This window comes from Microbacterium sp. MPR-TSA4, from assembly GCF_058792815.1.
The window spans coordinates 117,481-133,046 of sequence record NZ_JBXAFF010000004.1 but is presented as its reverse complement, the minus strand read 5'-3'; the positions used below and the strand labels follow the sequence as shown (position 1 = coordinate 133,046).

Sequence of the window (15,566 nt, the reverse complement as noted above, 5' to 3'; positions counted from 1 at the left end):
GGGTCGAGACCCGAGTCCGATCCGCGGCGTGACGATCGCCGGAGAATCCGCGTGCTGTGGGCCGAACCGGGCCGACCGCGGGGGCATCGAGCACAGGAATCCGACGTTGGTCACGGCCGACGTCCGCCACGTCGAGGATGCCGCCCCGGCCGCTCCGATTCCTCCGGCCCGTACGGCGACATTCACGCTTGCATCGCGGTGCTATATCGGTATAGCTTGTCTCTCGACGGCGTCGGAGCCCGGAGTTCGGACACGCATGCGGATGCCGCCAGCCACCTCCATCCCGCACGTACAAAGGAGTATGACCATGAGCGCACTCACCGCTCGCACCGCCCCCAACCCCTGGTGGGTGGGCTTCGTCTGCGGGATGGCGACGTTCGTCGACGCCGCCGCAACCACCGGCATCGGTGTCGCTCTCGTCCTCTTCCAGTCGTTCACCCCCGGCACCCCCGGACTCACCGCGGACCAGGTGGGCCTGCTGACCGGCGTGCTGACCGCCGGGGTCGCCGTCGGCTCGCTGGTCGGCGGCCGCCTGGCCGACCGGTTCGGCCGCCGCCGCGTCTTCCTCGTGACGATGACGCTCATCGTCCTCGGCGCCATCACGCCGTTCCTGGGCGTCTCGTTCGGCATCCTGCTGCCGGGCATCGCGTTGATCGGCCTGGGCGTCGGCGCCGACCTGCCGGCGGCGCTCGCGTCGATCTCGGAGGCCGCCGACGACCGCAACCGCGGCAAGATCCTCGTGTTCTCGAACCTCCTGGGCGGCTTCGGCATCCTGCTGGCCGTGCTCATCGGCATCTTCTTCGGCGCGCTCGGCGAGACCGGCGGCCGCATCATGTTCGCCGCCTTCGGCGGCGTGGGGCTCGTGGTGCTCGCGCTGCGACTGACGATCCCGGAGTCGGCGACCTGGCTCGCCGCCCAGCAGGAGCGCCGCACCGGCGTGCAGACCGTCCGCGCCGAACGCGGGCGCCTGCGCGACTTCGGCCGCCCGCAGTACCGCCGCCCGTTCGTCACGCTGCTGATCTACTACACGCTCGCATCCATCGCGATCAGCGTCGCCGGCAGCTTCGGCACCTTCGTCGCCGTGAACGTCGCCGGCATCCCGGTGAACGAGTACCAGACGTGGACGCTGCTGGCGATGCCTGCCGCCATCCTCGGCGCGGTCTGGTTCATGGCCGTCGCCGACACGACGTTCCGCATGAGCTACTACGTGGCGGGCGCGATCGCGGTCGTCGTCGCGAACCTCGTGCCCGTGGTGTTCGGCTTCACCCTGCCCGCCCTCGTCGTCTCGGTCGTCGTGACGACGTTCGCCGGCGCGTTCTGCTTCGAGACGATCATGAAGGTGTGGACCCAGGAGTCGTTCCCCACCATGCTGCGCTCCACGGCGCAGGGCACCGTCTACGCCGTCGCCCGCTTCGCGACGGCCGGGTTCAACGTCGTCACACCGGCTCTTCTCGCCCTCAACCCGAGCGGTGTCTATGTGGGTGTGTCGGTCGTCGCCGCCGCCGGCTTCCTCATCGGCTGGATCGGCTTCCGCCGCGGCGTGACGAACGCGTTCGACGTGGAGTCGGAGACGGTCACGGCATCCACCGACTTCCCCCGCTCTGCGACGCTCGCCCGCTGACCCCGACGAAAGAACTCCCATGCGACTCGTTCCCTTCGAGACCACCGTCCGCGCACGGACGCTGCGCGGCACGCACTACCTGCCGGATGCCGCGGCGGGCGCGGCCCGGGAGCCGCGACCGACCGTCGTGCTGCTGCACGGCTTCGGCGGATCGCGGGTGGAGACCACCGGCGTCTTCGTGACGCTCGCCCGCGCGCTGGTCGCGGCCGGGTTCGGCGTGCTGGCGTTCGACCGCGCCGGCCACGGCGAGAGCGACGGGGAGTTCTTCGACACGACGGCATCCGGCGACATCGCCGACACGGCGGCCGTGCTGGCGGCGGTGCGGCAGAGGCCCGAGGTGGATGCCGAGAACCTCCACCTCGTCGGCATGAGCCTGGGCTCGGTCATCGCCGCGGTCGCGGCAGCGGAAGACGGCGACATCCGGTCGCTGACGATGTGGTCGACGGCGGCGGTGTTCGTCGACGACATCCGCTCGGGGCAGATCCAGGGGCGTTCGCTGGCCGCGCTCGACGGCCCGGACGGGTTCTTCGACTTCCTCGGCATGCGGATGGGACCGGCCATGCGCGACGACGCCCTCGCGTTCGACCCGTACGCGCGGGCCGCCGGGTACGGCGGGCCGGCGCTCCTGTTGCACGGCACGGCGGACTTCGTGCCCGTCTCCTATGCCGAGCGCTACGCCGCGGCGGATGTGTTCGGCGAGCGCGCCGAGGTGGTCGTCGTCGAGGGGGCCGATCACGGGTGGGCCGAGCTCCCCCAGCGCGACGAGCTGATCTCCCGCACCGTCTCCTTCATCCAGATCCACTCCGAGAGGACCGCATCGTGAGCACGTCCGTCATCTCCACCCGCGCCACCGACACGACCGGGATCGGCGAGGTCGTACGCCTCGGCGACGCTCAGGTGCTGCTGGAGGGGCACCTCGACGTCGACGAGAGCCGCGGCATCCGCCCCCTGCGCCTGCCACGCAGCACGTGGGCGCAGTTCCCGCCGAACGGCGAGATCCTGCGGGCGATCACGGCGAACGCCAGCGGCGTGCGGCTGCGGTTCACGACCGCCGCGACGCGGCTGTCGCTGACGCTGCGGTGCACGCAGCTGTACTTCGCCGAGCTCGCCGGGCCGGTCAACGATGTGGTCGTCGAGGTCGACGGCCGGCCGGTGCACACGGCGCGCGCCCCCATCACCGACCTGCGGCGGCTGTCGTGGACCGGGGATGCCGCGGCCGACGAGCCCGTCACCGAGCCCGCGACGCTGGAGATCGCCCTGGGCGACACGGGCGGCACGGGCGACTCGGGCGGTGCGGCGACCGAGAAGGCCGTGACCGTGTGGCTGCCGCAGGGGATGATCGTCGATCTGCTCGACCTCCGGGCCGACGCCCCGGTGACTGCCGCGGAGCCGTCGCGCGCACCGGTGTGGATCCACCACGGCAGCTCGATCAGCCACTGCGTCGAGACGCCGTCGCCGACCGGGGTGTGGCCCGTGATCGCGGCGCGGGCGAGCGATCTCTCGCTGATCAACCTGGGTTTCGGCGGACAGTGCATGCTCGATCCGTTCGTCGCCGACACCATCGCCGCCACGCCCGCCGACGTGATCACGCTGAAGGTGGGCATCAACATCGTGGGGGCGCGGTCGTTCGATCAGCGCACGTTCACGCCCGCGGTGCACGGCTTCCTCGATCGGGTGCGCGCCGGGCATCCCGACACCCCCATCGTGCTGGCGTCGTCGATCCTCTGGCCGGGAAGCGAGGACACCCCCGGACCGTCGGACGTGGAGTTCTTCGACGACGGTCACGTCCGCTGCTATGCCGCCGGGGAGGCCGCCGACGTCGCCCGCGGCGCGCTGAACATGACCGAGTCGCGGCGGCAGCTGGCCGAGGTGGTGCGGGTGCGCGCGGCATCCGGGGAGCGGATCGCGTACCTCGACGGCCTGAGTCTCTACGGCCCCGACGATCAGGCGCGCTACACGCTGCCCGACAGCCTGCACCCCGACACGGAGCTGTATGCCGAGATCGCGGCGCGGTTCGCCGCCGCGGTGTTCGGCGCGGGCGGGCTCGTTCCGCGGACCGGGCTCGCCCCGCGGACGCGGCTAGGCTGAGACTGCCCGCCTCCACGCGGGCGGAGGAGACACCGTGAACGCGACCGAGCAGACCCTGCTGTTCGCCTCGACCGCCCTCGTGCTGGCCGGGACGCTCGTCGTGTTCGTCATGCAGGTGATCCGCGGCCGCCGGCGCGACCGCGGCGACGGGAGCGACCAGTGATGGCCATCGTGTTCGTCGTCACGGCGTTGATCCTGCTGATCGTCGCGCTCGTGCTGTTCGTGCGCGGCCGCCGCGACGCCCCGCAGGGAACCCCGCTGCCCAACGGCCGCGGCATCCTGCTGCTGACGCTCGCGGGCCTCGTGTTCGCACTGGCGTCGCAGCTGCCCATCTTCCGCTGAGCGCACCGGCGTTCCCAGAATCGGATGCCGAGAACGGATTCGGATCTGCCGGCCGACGGCATCCGAATCCGTTGCTGATCTCCGAATCCGGTGCGGCGCGGGACGCGCGAGCCGCGGCCCTTACTGGGCCTGCAGGCCCAGGTCGTCGAGATCGATGATCGACCGCCACTCGTAGCCGGCGGCCTCGACGGCGGCCTGGGCGCCGGTCTTGCGGTCGACGACCGTGACCACCGCGACGATCTCCGCACCCGCGGCCGCGGCGACCTCGGCGGCCTTCAGGGGGGAGCCGCCCGTGGTGGAGGTGTCCTCGACGATCACGACACGCTTGCCGGCCACCTCGGCGCCCTCGATCTGGCGACCGCGGCCGTGGTCCTTCGGCTCCTTGCGCACGACGAACGCGTCCACGGGGGTACCGGCGGCGACCGACGCGTGCATGACGGCGTTCGCGATCGGGTCGGCCCCCAGGGTGAGGCCGCCCACGGCATCCACGTTCAGGTCGCGCACCGCGTCGAGCACGAGCCGGCCGATCGCGGGAGCCGCGCGGTGGTCGAGCGTGAGCTTGCGCATGTCGACGTAGTACGTCGCCTTCTTGCCGCTGGAGAGCGTGAAGTCGCCGTGGAAGACGGCTTCGGCGGCGATGAGGTCGACGAGGGCGCGGCGCTCGGACTCGAGCTCGGGCGTGGAGGCGGCGGTCATGCACACGAGTCTACGGAAGCGAAGAACCGGGATTATTTCCGCGTCATCACCCGCCGCGGCGTCCGCCCCGCCCCCTAGAGTCGGGAACGTCACCCGGCGCGGTGCCCGGGCGATCCCGGACGCTCCGCCCGACCCGATCGAAGGAGCACCATGGCCCGTATCGGCATCGTCCGCGAGCGCGACGGCGAGACCCGCGTCGCCGCCTCCCCCACCACCGTCGGCAAGATCCGCGCGCTCGGCTACGACGTGAGCGTCGAGGCGGGCGCGGGCGCGGCATCGTCGTTCCCGGATGCCGCCTACACCGCCGCCGGTGCGACCATCGCCACCCGCGACGAGGCCTGGGGCGCCGACGTCGTCCTGTCGGTCGCGGCCCCGACGGATGCCGAGATCGCGCTGCTGCAGCCGGGGGCGACGCTCATCGGCATCCTGAGCCCCGCGCTCGACCCCGACCTGCTCGCCGCCCTCGCCGCCCGCGGCGTGACGGCCCTCGCCATGGACGCCGTGCCGCGCATCTCGCGTGCGCAGTCGATGGACGTGCTCAGCTCCATGGCCAACATCGCGGGCTACCGCGCCGTCGTCGAGGCCGCGAACGAGTTCGGCCGCTTCTTCACCGGGCAGGTCACCGCCGCCGGCAAGGTCCCGCCCGCCAAGGTGCTCGTCGCCGGCGCGGGCGTCGCCGGACTCGCCGCGATCGGCGCCGCCTCGAGCCTCGGCGCGATCGTCCGCGCCACCGACCCGCGCCCCGAGGTCGCCGACCAGGTCGCCTCGATCGGCGGCACCTACCTCGAGGTCGTCGTGCCCGACGAGCAGAAGGAGGTCTCGGCCGACGGCTACGCCAAGGCCACCAGCGCCGCCTACGACGCCGCGGCCGCGAAGCTGTACAGCGACCAGGCCGCCGACGTCGACATCGTCATCACGACGGCGCTCATCCCGGGTCGCGCGGCCCCGCGACTGATCACCGCCGCCGACGTCGCCGCGATGAAGCCCGGCAGCGTCATCGTCGACATGGCCGCGGGCCAGGGCGGCAACGTCGAGGGCTCCGTCGCCGGCGAGCGCGTCGTCACGGCGAACGGCGTCATCGTCCTCGGCTACACCGACCTCGCCGGACGCCTCCCCCAGCAGGCGTCGCAGCTCTACGGCACCAACCTGCTGAACCTGCTCGCCCTCCTCACCCCCGGCAAGGACGGGCAGCTCGTCATCGACGACACCGACGTCGTGCAGCGCGCCGTCACCGTCACGCGCGGCGGCGCCGTCACCTGGCCGCCGCCGCCCGTGCAGGTCTCGGCCGCGCCCGCGACGCCGGGGGCGGATGCCGCGGCATCCACCCCCGCGCCGGCCCCCAAGAAGGGGCTCTCGGCGGGAGCGAAGACCGGTCTGATCGTCGCCGGCATCGCCGCGCTGTTCCTCGTGTGCGCCGTCGCGCCCGCGCCCCTGCCGCAGCACATCCTCGTTCTCACCCTGTCGGTCGTGATCGGCTTCTACGTCATCGGCAAGGTCGCCCACGCCCTGCACACACCGCTGATGAGCGTCACCAACGCGATCAGCGGCATCATCGTCGTCGGCGCCATGAGCCAGATCGTCGTGCCGAACCCCGTGGTGCAGGTGCTCGCGGCGATCGCGGTGCTCCTGGCATCCATCAACATCTTCGGAGGCTTCGCGGTGACCCGTCGCATGCTCGCCATGTTCCAGAAGGGCGACCAGAAGTGACCGCGCTCGCCCAGTCCGTCTCGACCGCCGCGTACATCGTCGCGGCGCTGCTGTTCATCCTCGCCCTCGCCGGCCTCAGCAAACAGGAGACCGCCCGTCGCGGCGTCGTCTACGGCATCACCGGCATGGCGATCGCCCTGCTCGCCACGCTCGTACTCGTCTTCGCGAGCGGCACCCTCCTGCCCGACGGCGCGACCGCCGCGCTCGGGGTCGGGCTGCTCGTGGCCGCGGTCGTGGTCGGCGGCGCCATCGGCCTGTGGCGGGCGCGCGTGGTCGAGATGACCGGCATGCCCGAGCTCATCGCCCTGCTGCACTCCTTCGTGGGCCTCGCGGCCGTGCTCGTCGGCTGGAACGGCCACCTGTACGCCGACGGGATCGCGCCCGAGCTCGTCGGCATCCACCACGCGGAGGTGTTCATCGGGGTGTTCATCGGCGCCGTGACCTTCACGGGCTCGATCGTCGCCTTCCTGAAGCTCTCGGGGCGCATGTCGTCGAAGCCGCTCATGCTGCCCGGCAAGAACGCCCTCAACGTCGGCGCGCTCGTGCTGTTCCTCGCCCTGACCGTCTGGTACGTCGCGACCCCGTCGATCTGGCTGCTCGTCGCCGTGACCGTGCTCGCCCTCGCTCTCGGCTGGCACCTGGTGGCCTCGATCGGCGGCGGCGACATGCCGGTCGTCGTCTCGATGCTCAACAGCTACTCCGGCTGGGCGGCGGCCGCGGCGGGCTTCCTCCTGAACAACGACCTGCTGATCGTCACGGGCGCCCTCGTGGGCTCGTCGGGTGCGTACCTCTCGTACATCATGTGCAAGGCGATGAACCGGTCGTTCCTGTCGGTGATCGCCGGCGGGTTCGGCATCGAGGCTCCCCGCAGCGCCGACGCCGAGGAGGGCGAGCACCACGAGACGGATGCCGCGGCGGTCGCCGAACTCCTCCGCGACGCCCGGTCGGTCATCATCACCCCCGGCTACGGCATGGCCGTCGCCCAGGCGCAGTACCCGGTCGCCGACCTCACGAAGCGGCTGCGCGAGCGGGGCGTCGAGGTGCGCTTCGGCATCCATCCCGTCGCCGGGCGTCTGCCGGGCCACATGAACGTGCTGCTGGCCGAGGCCAAGGTCCCGTACGACATCGTGCTGGAGCTCGATGAGATCAACGACGACTTCGCCGACACCGACGTGGTGCTCGTGATCGGGGCGAACGACACGGTCAACCCGGCCGCGGCCGAAGACCCGGGCTCGCCCATCGCCGGCATGCCGGTGCTGCACGTGTGGGAGGCGCGGAACGTCATCGTGTTCAAGCGGTCGATGGCCTCGGGCTACGCCGGCGTGCAGAACCCGCTGTTCTTCCGCGACAACACGCAGATGCTGTTCGGCGACGCCAAGCAGCGGGTGGAGGACATCCTGCGGGCGCTGTGACCCGAGGGTGCCTGCACAACTCCGCCGGAAGCGCGCGGCGCGGGTACCGAGGCAGCACTGCCGCCGACTGGGGAGGAGTTGTGCAGGCGGGCGCCGGGTGACCGGCGCGTCGGCGGTGGCCAATACGCTGGATGCCATGCGCATCGCCACCTGGAACGTCAACTCGATCCGCGCCCGCGTCGTCCGCACCGTCGACTTCGCCGTCCGCGAGGGCATCGACGTGCTGGCGATGCAGGAGATCAAGTGCAAGCCCGAGCAGTTCCCGTACGAGGCGTTCGAAGAGGCGGGCTACACCGTCGAGGCGCACGGGCTCAACCAGTGGAACGGCGTCGCGATCGCCAGCCGTGAGCCGATCGAGGACCTGCAGGTCGGGTTCCCCGGCATGCCCGGCTTCGCGAAGGGCCACGACGGTCCCGGCGCTCCTCTCGAAGCCCGCGCGCTCGGTGCCACGATCGGCGGCGTCGAGGTCTGGAGCCTCTATGTGCCCAACGGGCGCGGACTCGACGACCCGCACTACCGCTACAAGCTCGACTGGCTGGAGGCGCTCCGCGGCTACACCGCCGACACGCTCGCCGCCGACCCCGACCGGGCGCTGGCGCTCACCGGCGACTTCAACATCGCCCCGACGGATGCCGACAACGGCGACCCCACCGTCGTCGAGGGCGTGACCACCCACGTCTCCCCGCCCGAGCGCGCCGCGTTCCAGGCGCTCCTCGACGCCGGACTGGCCGACACCGTCCGTCCGCTCGTTCCCACGGGCTACACCTACTGGGACTACAAGCAGCTGCGCTTCCCGCGCAACGAGGGTCTGCGCATCGATTTCATCCTCGGTTCGCACGCCTTCGCCGACGCGGTGACCGCGGCCGCCATCCACCGCGACGAGCGCAAGGGCGAGATCCCCAGCGATCACGTTCCGGTGGTCGTCGACCTCGACCTCGAGGGCCCGGACGACGACGACCGGCCGATGATCTGGTGACCGGGGGTCAGGTCATGTCGCCGGTCGTGACGTCGCCGTCGGGCGCGTAGCGCAGCAGCAGCGTGCCGGTGGGGCCCGACACGGCCGGGGCGATCAACCGCAGCCGCGCCGGTGCGGCGCCGTCCGGGAACACCTTCTTGCCCTGTCCGAGCACCACCGGATGCACCCACAGCTTCAGCTCGTCGTAGACGCGGGCGCGCAGCAGGGTCTGAGCGAAGTCGACGCTGCCGATCACGTGCACCTCCGCGTGGCGGTCGCGCAGCGCGTCGACGGCCGCGACGACCTCGGCATCCGGGCCCGTCAGCACACTCGTGCCCGCCCACCCCGGTTCGAGGCCGGCCCGGGTCGCCACATACTTCGGGATCGCATCGAAGTGCCGACCGATGAACCCCTCGGGCCCGTCGGTGTGGTGCGGCCAGTACCCGGCGAAGATGTCGTAGGTGCGTCGTCCCAGCAGGAGGGCGTCCATCCGTCGGATGCCGCTGCCGACGTCCTCGCCGATGACGGCGTCCTCGAACGGCGCCTGCCATCCGCCGAACGGGAACCCGCCGCTGGTGTCCTCCTCGGGGCCGCCCGGCGCCTGGGCGACGCCGTCGAGCGTCGTGAACAGGTCGATGACGATCCGCCCGCGCATCACGCGCCGCCCGCGTCGCCGCCCGACGCGTCGGCGTCCGCCGGCGGTCCCTGCTCGGCGGCGACGGGATCCATGTACAGGAAGCCGAGGCTGTTGCCGTCGGGATCGTCGAGGTCGCGGCTGTACATGAAGCCGTAGTCCTGGGCGGGGCGCGGCTCGGTGCCGCCGGCGGCGACGCCGGCCTCGACGATCGCGTCGACGTCCTCCCGCGAGTCGCGCGAGAACGACAACGACGTCTGGGCCCATTCCTTCGGCTCGCCCACCGGCTTGTCGGTGAAGGTCGCGAAGTACTCGCGGCGCAGCACCATGAAGTAGATGTCGCCCGACCAGACGACGCACGCGGCGTTCTCGTCGGTGAAGTTCGGGTTGATGTCGCAGCCGAGGGCCCGGTAGAAGGCCATGCTGCGCTCGAGGTCGCTCGTCGGGATGTTCACGAAGATGCTCGTCATACAGCGAGCATGCACCGCGCCGCCCGCCGCGTCGAGACCCTCTCCGTCGCACGGGGGATGCCGCGGCATCCGCCTCGCCCTAGCGTGGAGGGATGAGCTCGACCGACCTCGACCGCACGACGACGCCCGCCCAGCGGCGCAACGACGTCTGGCTCGCGCTGGCGCTGCTCGTCAGTGCGGTGATCAGCGCCTGGCTCGGGAAGGTCGCGGGGTTCTACGGCGAGGACACGCCCGCCTTCGGATGGGCCCTGGTGTACGTCGCCGCCCTCACGCTCCCGCTCGCGCTGCGTCGTCGCTTCCCGGAGATCACGCTGATCGTGGTGGCACTCGCCTTCTTCGTGGGCGTCTCGGCCCGCATCCCCGAGGTGTACGTCAGTAACGTCGCGGTGTTCATCGCGATGTACACCGTGGGCGCCTGGGTGAGCGACCGTCGACGCGCGACCGTCGTGCGGCTGGCCGTCGTGGTCGGGATGTTCCTCTGGCTGCTCGTGACGACGTTCCAGGCGGCGATCGACCCGGACGGCGCCGGCCCGTCGCGCGCCGGACTGTTCTCCCCGTTCGCGGCGTGGATGATCATCCAGTTCCTCGTGAACGTGGCGTTCTTCGGCGGCGCGTTCTTCTTCGGGGAGCGGGCCTGGGCCGACGCGCGCTCGCGCGCCGTGCTGGAGGAGCGCACGCGAGAGCTCGAACGCGAACGCGAGCTGACCGCCGCGCAGGCCGTCGCGCTCGATCGGGTGCGCATCGCGCGGGAGCTGCACGACGTCGTCGCCCACCACGTCTCGGCCATGGGGGTGCAGGCCGGCGCCGCCCGCACCGTGCTCGATCACGACGCCGACGCCGCCCGCGAGGCGCTCGTGACGGTCGAGGCGTCCGCCCGCGAGGCCCTGAGCGAGTTGCGTCAGCTGCTCGAGACGCTGCGCACGCCCGACGCAGACACCCCCGCGGCGTCGACGGTGCGCCTCGCGTCGATCCCCGAGCTGGTCGCGCACGCCAACGACAACGGGATGCCGACGACCTTCGCCGTCGTCGGCGACGCCGTCGAGCCGCCCGAGCTCGTGCAGGTGAACCTCTACCGCATCGCGCAGGAGGCGCTCACCAATGCCCGTCGCCACGGCGGGCCGGATGCCGCGGCCGATGTCCGCCTGCGCTTCGCCGACGACCACGTCGAGCTCGAGGTCGCCAACAGCGGCCGCGAGCACGTCGCCGGGCGCGCGGGGCTGGGCATCGTCGGCATGCGCGAGCGCGCGGCCGCGTCGGGCGGCACCCTCGAGGCCGGTCCACGCCCGCGCGGCGGGTTCCTCGTCCGGGTGCGCGTGCCGGCGCGGGCGAAGGAGGCGCGGTCGTGAGCGCCCCCGTGCGCGTGCTGCTCGTCGACGACCACGCCGTGATGCGTGCGGGGTTCCGCATGATCCTCGAGGCGCAGGGCGACATCGTCGTCGTCGGGGAGGCGGGATCGGGCGCCGATGCGCTGACCGCGGCATCCGCCCTGCGACCCGACGTCATCTGCATGGACGTGCAGATGCCCGACATGGACGGCCTCGAGGCGACCCGCCGGATCGTCTCCGATCCCGACGTCGACGCGGTCGTGGTCATCGTGACCACCTTCGACCGCGACGACTACCTCTTCCAGGCGCTGCACGCCGGCGCGAGCGGCTTCCTCCTGAAGAACGCCGGCCCCGAAGAGCTCGTCACCGCCGTGCGTGTCGCGGCAGCCGGCGACGCGCTGCTCGCGCCCGCCGTGACGCGCCGCGTGATCGAGCGCTTCGCGGCATCCCCCGCGTACGCGGCCCCGTCGGCGGCGCCCGCGGCGCAGAAGCCGCGCGCCGCGCTGGTCGCCGAGCTGACCGATCGCGAGGCGGAGGTGCTGCGGTTGCTCGCCGACGCGCGCAGCAACGCCGAGATCGCGACGGCGCTGTTCATCGGAGAGGCGACGGTGAAGACGCACGTCTCGAACGTGCTGCAGAAGCTCGGCGCCCGTGACCGGGTCGCCGCGGTGGTCTACGCCCACCGGCACGGTCTGGTCTGACCGGCGCCGGGTGCGTCAGCCGCGGATGGCGACGGGGATCGAACCGGTCGTCGCCGTGGTGGCGGCCCGCGAGAGACGCTCGCGCAGCGACACCAGGGTGGCGTCGGGGCGCCACAGCGCCACGAGGCTCCAGCCGAACAGACCGACCAGCAGGACGTTGCGCGCGAGCAGCACGCCCGCGGCGAACGGGTGCGCATCGATCAGCGGCAGGTAGAGCACCGGGAACACGAGCGTCGTCAGGAAGCAGGTGACGGCCAGCCAGACGGCGACCGAGGTCCAGGCCTTGCGATCGATCAGCAGCCCGGCCGCGACGATGGGCGCCAGCCACAGCATGTACTGCGGCGAGCCCACCTTGTTGAAGACGATCAGCGCCGACGTGAGCGCGAACGCCCCGCGGAGGATGAGGTGCTGCTCGCCGATGAGCGACAGCGCGCCCTCCTGCACCGCACGGCGACGCGCGCGCCACAGGAGCACGACGATGACGGCGAACGCGATCGGCATCGCGTAGCCGACGAGCACGCCGGCGGCGGCCGCGCCGGGGCCGGCGACCTCACGGGTGGCCAGCACGTAGTTCTGGTGGATCTGCGCGCCCGGCAGACCCAGCACCGTCGCCCACACCCACGGGGTGGCGACGGGGGCCTCGAGCTGGAGGGCGCGGTCGCCCTGGATGGTCGCGAAGCTGAAGAGGTTCGCGCCGCCGCCGAGGGCGACGACGATGCCGGCGATGGCGGCGCTCAGCGCCAGGCCGCCGGCGATGATCCGCATCCGCATCGACGACACGCTGACGGCGTCCGCGGGGGGGGGGGGGGGGGCCACCTTGATCCACGTCGCGGCGGCGATGAGCACGCCCGCGACGAACGGACGACGCACGAGCCAGACGAGACCGGCGATGGCCAGCGGCGCGGCGAAGCCCTCGAGGCGCAGCATCGACACGGGCGCCAGCAGCACCTGGATCGCGAGCCAGTACCAGGCGGCGACGTAGCCCTTGCGGTTGCGGAGGTTGTCGGTGAGGGCCAGGACGGCGACGAAGTTCGCCCCGACCATCATGAGCAGCCAGACGAGCTGGTAGTTCCACGGCCCGGCGACGATGGCCGCCATGATGGGCGCGAGAGCCCCGGCCGGGTAGACCCAGGGCATGTCGATGACGGGCCAGTGGCCGTGCATGGCCTGCTCGGCCCACAGACGGTACAGCGGGAGGTCGCCCTCTGTGCCGCCGAAGATCATGACCTTCAGCAGCGCCAGGAAGAAGAGCGCGTGCACGACGGCGAAGCCGATGAGCAGGCCGCGACGCGTGAACGCGAAATGGAGGGCCCGGGGCCACCATTCCCGAGCACGGTCGGATACACGGGCGCCGAGGGCGCGGGTCACCTCAGGAGCGCTCGTCACCCGACAGAGTGTAGAAGAGATCACCTGGGGGAATGGTGGACGCGGTGTTACCTGTTCCTGACAATTCGCCGAGTGCACCGCGGTTCTGCGCCGTGAGAACTCCCCCGCGCGACGGATGCCGCGGCCTCCCCGGCAGCGGAGGCGAGCCGGATCCCCACCGTGCGGGGGAGGTCTGCGGCATCCGTTCTCCCTAGCGTGGAGACGACGGCGACGGCGCGGGACGACCCCCTCCCCGACAGCGCCGCGTGAAGAGGAGAACATGCTCGAACTGACCGGCATCACCAAGAGCTACGGCACCACGCGTGTGCTCGACGACGTGAGCTTCCGGGTGCCCTCGGGCCGTCTGACGGGATTCGTCGGCGGCAACGGCGCGGGAAAGACCACGACGATGCGCATCGTGCTCGGCGTGCTCGGCCGCGACGGCGGCGAGGTCGCCCTCGACGGCGCCCCCGTCACGGCAGCCGACCGGCGCCGGTTCGGCTACATGCCCGAGGAACGCGGCCTGTACCCGAAGATGCGCGTGCTCGAGCACATCGTCTACCTGGCCCGGCTGCACGGGTTCGACAAGGCCGAGGCGACGGCGCGCGCCGAGGCGCTCCTGGTCGAGCTGGGACTCGGCGAGCGCCTGCGCGACAACGTCGAGACGCTCTCGCTCGGCAACCAGCAGCGCGCCCAGATCGCGGCCGCGCTCGTGCACGATCCGCAGGTGCTCATCCTCGACGAGCCGTTCTCGGGCCTCGATCCGATGGCCGTCGACGTCGTGGCCGGTGTGCTCCAGGCGCGCGCCGCCGAGGGCGCCGCCGTGCTCTTCTCCTCGCACCAGCTCGACGTCGTCGAGCGCCTCTGCGACGACCTCGTGATCATCGCGGGCGGCACGATCCGCGCGGCCGGCACACGCGACGCGCTGCGCGCGGAGCACGCCCAGCATCGCTACGAGCTCGTCTCGGCGGGAGACCTGGGGTGGCTGCGCGATGAGCCCGGCGTCGACGTGCTCTCGTTCGACGGCGGCTACGCCCTCTTCGACGTCGACGACGACGCCGCCGCCCAGCGCGTGCTGCACCGTGCCGTCGCCGCGGGCGCCGTCGCGAGCTTCGCCCCGAAGCAGCCCTCTCTCGCCCAGATCTTCAAGGAGGTCATCCAGTGAACACCAGCGCTCCGTCCTTCGCCCAGAGCACGTGGCTCGTCGCCGAGCGCGAGGTCGGCTCGAAGCTCCGCAGCAAGGCATACCTCATCTCCACCGGCATCCTCTTCGTGCTCGCGCTCGTCGGCGTGCTCTGGGGAGGGTTCTCCGCGCAGTCCGACAATCGCACGCCGATCGCGGTGACCGCCGAGACCGCGGCGTCGGTCGCCGACAACCCCGCCCTGAACCCGACGGAGGTCGCGGATGCCGCGGCCGCCCGCGCCCTCGTGCAGGACGGCACCGTCGAGGCGGCGCTGATTCCCGGCGGCGCGGCACCGTTCGACTACACCGTGGTCGCCAAGGATGCGGCTCCGACGTCGCTGCTGCAGGTGCTCAGCCTGACGCCGCAGGTGGAGCTGATCGACCCGTCGGGCACGAACCCGGCGCTGCGCTACCTGGTCGCCCTCGGGTTCGGGATCATCTTCTTCATGGCCGCCCTCACCTTCGGCTCGACGATCGCGCAGTCGGTGGTGGAGGAGAAGCAGACGCGTGTCGTCGAGCTGCTGATCTCGGCGGTGCCCGTGCGGGCGCTGCTGGCCGGCAAGGTGATCGGCAACACGATCCTCGCGATGGGTCAGATCATCGGCCTCGCCGCGATCGCGATCGTGGGGCTCACCGTCACGGGGCAGAGCGATCTGCTGGCGGGGCTCGGTGCCCCGCTCGCCTGGTTCACGGTGTTCTTCCTGTTCGGCTTCGTCCTGCTGGCGGCACTGTTCGCCGCCGCCGCCGCGATGGTCTCGCGGATGGAGGACATCGGCTCGACCACCACCCCGCTGACCATGCTCGTGATGGCGCCGTACTTCCTCGTCATCTTCTTCAACGACAACCCGCTGGTGATGACGATCATGTCGTACGTGCCGTTCTCCGCCCCCGTCGGGATGCCGGTGCGCATCTTCCTCGGCGATGCGCAGTGGTGGGAGCCGGTGCTCTCGCTCGCGATCATGCTCGTCACGTGCGCCGCGGCGATCTGGGTGGCCGCGAAGATCTACCAGAACTCGCTGCTGCGGATGGGCGCGCGCGTGAAGCTCTCGGAGGCCCTCGCGGGCTGA

16 protein-coding genes are annotated in these 15,566 nt (G+C 71.7%); 12 read left to right on the top strand and 4 right to left on the bottom strand.

Annotation, left to right across the window (positions count from 1 at the left end; genetic code table 11):
* The first annotated feature begins 307 nt into the window (after positions 1-307).
* From AC1Q49_RS04190 to AC1Q49_RS04170, 5 genes are read left to right on the top strand one after another with little or no spacing between them, the layout of a single operon-like run.
* Complete coding sequence (locus tag AC1Q49_RS04190; RefSeq protein WP_492491043.1) at positions 308-1,621, top strand: MFS transporter; 1,314 nt, start codon at positions 308-310, stop codon at positions 1,619-1,621.
* 19 nt (positions 1,622-1,640) lie between these two features.
* Complete coding sequence (locus tag AC1Q49_RS04185) at positions 1,641-2,444, top strand: alpha/beta hydrolase (protein WP_492491042.1); 804 nt, start codon at positions 1,641-1,643, stop codon at positions 2,442-2,444.
* Positions 2,441-3,709: a GDSL-type esterase/lipase family protein gene (locus tag AC1Q49_RS04180; protein ID WP_492491041.1), complete on the top strand. Its 1,269-nt coding sequence runs from the start codon at positions 2,441-2,443 to the stop codon at positions 3,707-3,709. Before AC1Q49_RS04185 ends, AC1Q49_RS04180 begins: the two co-directional genes overlap by 4 nt.
* 34 nt (positions 3,710-3,743) lie before the next feature.
* Positions 3,744-3,872, top strand: coding sequence for a hypothetical protein (locus AC1Q49_RS04175; protein ID WP_255266080.1), 129 nt, complete (start codon positions 3,744-3,746; stop codon positions 3,870-3,872).
* Complete coding sequence (locus AC1Q49_RS04170) at positions 3,872-4,051, top strand: hypothetical protein (protein ID WP_492491040.1); 180 nt, start codon at positions 3,872-3,874, stop codon at positions 4,049-4,051. Before AC1Q49_RS04175 ends, AC1Q49_RS04170 begins: the two co-directional genes overlap by 1 nt.
* A 120-nt stretch (positions 4,052-4,171) precedes the next feature.
* Here the strand turns inward: AC1Q49_RS04170 and pyrE are convergent, their stop codons facing one another.
* Positions 4,172-4,747, bottom strand: a complete 576-nt coding sequence (gene pyrE / locus AC1Q49_RS04165; protein ID WP_060959703.1) for an orotate phosphoribosyltransferase — start codon at positions 4,745-4,747, stop codon at positions 4,172-4,174.
* 150 nt (positions 4,748-4,897) lie between these two features.
* Between pyrE and AC1Q49_RS04160 the strand changes: the two genes are divergently transcribed.
* From AC1Q49_RS04160 to AC1Q49_RS04150, 3 genes are all read left to right on the top strand, one after another.
* On the top strand, positions 4,898-6,454 hold the full coding sequence (locus tag AC1Q49_RS04160) for a Re/Si-specific NAD(P)(+) transhydrogenase subunit alpha (RefSeq protein WP_492491039.1): 1,557 nt from the start codon (positions 4,898-4,900) through the stop codon (positions 6,452-6,454).
* Positions 6,451-7,866, top strand: coding sequence for a Re/Si-specific NAD(P)(+) transhydrogenase subunit beta (gene pntB / locus AC1Q49_RS04155; protein WP_492491038.1), 1,416 nt, complete (start codon positions 6,451-6,453; stop codon positions 7,864-7,866). Before AC1Q49_RS04160 ends, pntB begins: the two co-directional genes overlap by 4 nt.
* A 136-nt stretch (positions 7,867-8,002) precedes the next feature.
* Positions 8,003-8,842, top strand: coding sequence for an exodeoxyribonuclease III (locus AC1Q49_RS04150; protein ID WP_060959706.1), 840 nt, complete (start codon positions 8,003-8,005; stop codon positions 8,840-8,842).
* 7 nt (positions 8,843-8,849) lie between these two features.
* Here AC1Q49_RS04150 and AC1Q49_RS04145 read toward each other — a convergent pair whose 3' ends face one another.
* The gene (locus AC1Q49_RS04145) at positions 8,850-9,476 is read right to left on the bottom strand and encodes a dihydrofolate reductase family protein (RefSeq protein WP_060959707.1); all 627 of its coding nucleotides are present in this window, start codon (positions 9,474-9,476) and stop codon (positions 8,850-8,852) included.
* The gene (locus tag AC1Q49_RS04140) at positions 9,476-9,925 is read right to left on the bottom strand and encodes a VOC family protein (protein WP_492491037.1); all 450 of its coding nucleotides are present in this window, start codon (positions 9,923-9,925) and stop codon (positions 9,476-9,478) included. Before AC1Q49_RS04140 ends, AC1Q49_RS04145 begins: the two co-directional genes overlap by 1 nt.
* Before the next feature lie 92 nt (positions 9,926-10,017).
* On the opposite strand from AC1Q49_RS04140, the gene AC1Q49_RS04135 reads away from it, so the two are divergent.
* Complete coding sequence (locus AC1Q49_RS04135) at positions 10,018-11,271, top strand: sensor histidine kinase (protein ID WP_061782203.1); 1,254 nt, start codon at positions 10,018-10,020, stop codon at positions 11,269-11,271.
* The gene (locus tag AC1Q49_RS04130) at positions 11,268-11,951 is read left to right on the top strand and encodes a response regulator (protein ID WP_492491036.1); all 684 of its coding nucleotides are present in this window, start codon (positions 11,268-11,270) and stop codon (positions 11,949-11,951) included. The genes AC1Q49_RS04135 and AC1Q49_RS04130 overlap by 4 nt, the downstream gene beginning before the upstream one ends.
* Positions 11,952-11,966: 15 nt before the next feature.
* Here the strand turns inward: AC1Q49_RS04130 and AC1Q49_RS04125 are convergent, their stop codons facing one another.
* Positions 11,967-13,337: a hypothetical protein gene (locus tag AC1Q49_RS04125; RefSeq protein ID WP_492491035.1), complete on the bottom strand. Its 1,371-nt coding sequence runs from the start codon at positions 13,335-13,337 to the stop codon at positions 11,967-11,969.
* A gap of 259 nt (positions 13,338-13,596) precedes the next feature.
* Between AC1Q49_RS04125 and AC1Q49_RS04120 the strand changes: the two genes are divergently transcribed.
* A complete protein-coding gene (locus tag AC1Q49_RS04120) occupies positions 13,597-14,481 on the top strand; it encodes an ABC transporter ATP-binding protein (RefSeq protein ID WP_060959711.1) in 885 nt (294 codons plus the stop codon).
* Positions 14,478-15,566 (top strand): ABC transporter permease, encoded by a 1,089-nt coding sequence (locus AC1Q49_RS04115; protein WP_492491034.1) that lies wholly within the window; start codon positions 14,478-14,480, stop codon positions 15,564-15,566. Before AC1Q49_RS04120 ends, AC1Q49_RS04115 begins: the two co-directional genes overlap by 4 nt.